Origin of the sequence: Streptomyces sp. NPDC006283 (genome assembly GCF_040613325.1) — a bacterium.
Lineage (GTDB): Bacteria > Actinomycetota > Actinomycetes > Streptomycetales > Streptomycetaceae > Streptomyces.
The window spans coordinates 1-1975 of sequence record NZ_JBEXRZ010000438.1 but is presented as its reverse complement, the minus strand read 5'-3'; the positions used below and the strand labels follow the sequence as shown (position 1 = coordinate 1975).

At 68.8% G+C, this 1975-nt stretch carries 2 protein-coding genes; both read left to right on the top strand.

Annotated features, from left to right (window positions below; genetic code table 11):
• Positions 1-324 (top strand): hypothetical protein (locus ABZ070_RS37050; protein ID WP_356640574.1); only part of this gene is annotated, 324 nt, incomplete at its 5' end.
• Between the two features lie 1027 nt (positions 325-1351).
• Positions 1352-1591, top strand: coding sequence for a hypothetical protein (locus ABZ070_RS37045; protein WP_356640572.1), 240 nt, complete (start codon positions 1352-1354; stop codon positions 1589-1591).
• Positions 1592-1975: the final 384 nt, after the last annotated feature.

The following is a 1975-nucleotide window of genomic DNA, read 5'->3' as shown; positions in this document are numbered from 1 at the left end:
GAGAGCTGCGTGAGTCTGGAGCATTCGTTCTACGCGGTGTACGGGGTCGAGCTCGCCGATGCGGACTGGCTGGTCGTGTCCGAAGGGCTCGAGGACGCTGGTGACGAGGACGTCGGACTGTTCATTGTCGCCGGGTCCGGCGGCCCGGACCGGGTCGTCATCGGTCTCGCGCACGAGGAGCTGCCGCCGGGTGTCTGCAGGTCGGTTCGGGGTCTGACGCCGCCTTCGCCGGAGCGGGACGAGGCCCTGCGCGCCGCGGCTGCCATTCTGGGCTACCGTGCCCTGGCGGAGCCCGGCTGGCTGCTCGTGCACGACTGGAGCTGACCGCCCACGGCCCGGCGGCTTCCGCCGGGCGTGGGGCCGAGTTGTAGGCCGTCCGGCCCCGTCTCCGCGTGGCTGCGCCGACCGCTGTTGCCGCACCTGCGTAGTGAGGAGAACGAGGAGTACCTTTCAGTGTCGAAGGATGCGCGGCGCCACTCGCAGCGTCTGGGGCTGAAGAAGGGGTTCCGGCGTCAAGCGGGCCGTACTCGGCGTCGCCGGGTCGCGTGCGCCCCACCGAGCAAGGTGCGGTCCAGGCTAATGAACCAGAGTCTTCGCGAGAGGGGACGGCGCATCTGTCAGCCCCCTTCCGGGGCCCAGTGCCCCCATGCAGCTCTCACGGCACGGCCATCACTGCTCCTCACGTGTCGAGACATGCCTGGCGGTCGCAGAGCCCTCACCGGGGAGGGCGATGCCGGCGCGATCCCGTCACCGGAGGAGCGCCAGATCCGGGCGCCACGTATACCGGAAGCGGACTCTTTTCCTGCCTCGGCAGGCACTCCAGTCCAAGCACCCGTTCTTACGCGATTGACGCATGCGCACGCTCGGCAGCAGGGCATGCGATCGTCGTGCAGATCTTCCGGCCGCGGAGCGCTCCGGCGATGCCCAGCTCGCGCCATGAGCCGTTTCACCGTGCAGCGGGCGTCGTGTGCCGGGTCGGCCCAGGCGCTCTCGGGAACGCTGCGGATCCAGCGAGTGAGCGCTGTCCTGTCGTCGGCCACGACCAGCGTGCGGCGGAACTGGGACGGCAGGCAGGATTCAGCGGGCGACGGCTTCTCCACCTCGACGCGTACAACTCCTTGCCTGCCTCTGGCACGCCTGCGCCGCTACAAGAATCCATCGCCCAGATGCTGTGCCACCGGTGGACCGGGCCAGAAACCGTCTGATCCCCCGACGGCCAGGAAGCCGCGCAGCGCGTAAGGACGGGCACCGTATCCATCAGGTTTGAGAAGCGGGCTCTCGGCACGCGTTCCAGGCCGATATCGTGGTGGATCTGATGACCGCTTTTGTTCATGATCCGGCAGGAGAGCCCGTGCCCGAGGACCCCATCGCTCACAGCGAGCTCGCTGCCCTGACCCGACGCTTCGAAGAGGTCGCGGAGAAGCACGACCGCGAGTTCGGGATCATCAAGTCCGACCTCACCGCGGTACGCCTCCAGATCGGCAACCTGGACCAGAAGGTCGAAGCCCTGGACAAGAAGATCGACCGTAATCAGGCCCAGATCATCGAGCTGCTCACCCAGCTCGTCGGCAAGCGCCCCGACGCCAGCTGATTTTCCGGGCCCGGTGCCCGTCGGCCCCGAACCAGACACATCTTAGTTCGGGGCCGTCGCGCGTGCCGGGGTCAGCCGCCGGTGCGGAGGTGTTCCTGCGGCCCTGGACCATGCCGCGCCATGCGGAGCGGACGTTGGCTTCGTTCTTGGTCCAGCGGATGGTCGACTGCTCTGGCAGGGGCAGGTCGGCCATGAAGTGGGCGATGTTTCGGCGAAGTCGCCGGTCGCGGTGAGCGCGCGCAACCGGTCGAAGGTGCCAGCCAGGCCCTGACCTTCGCCGCGGACGGCGTGGTGAAGGCGAGGGCAAGCTCCACGAGCCGGTGGAGGACGGGGGAGCCCTGCGTTCTGCGGCGGGCCGGCCCCCGCAGCCGCACGAAAGCGGCT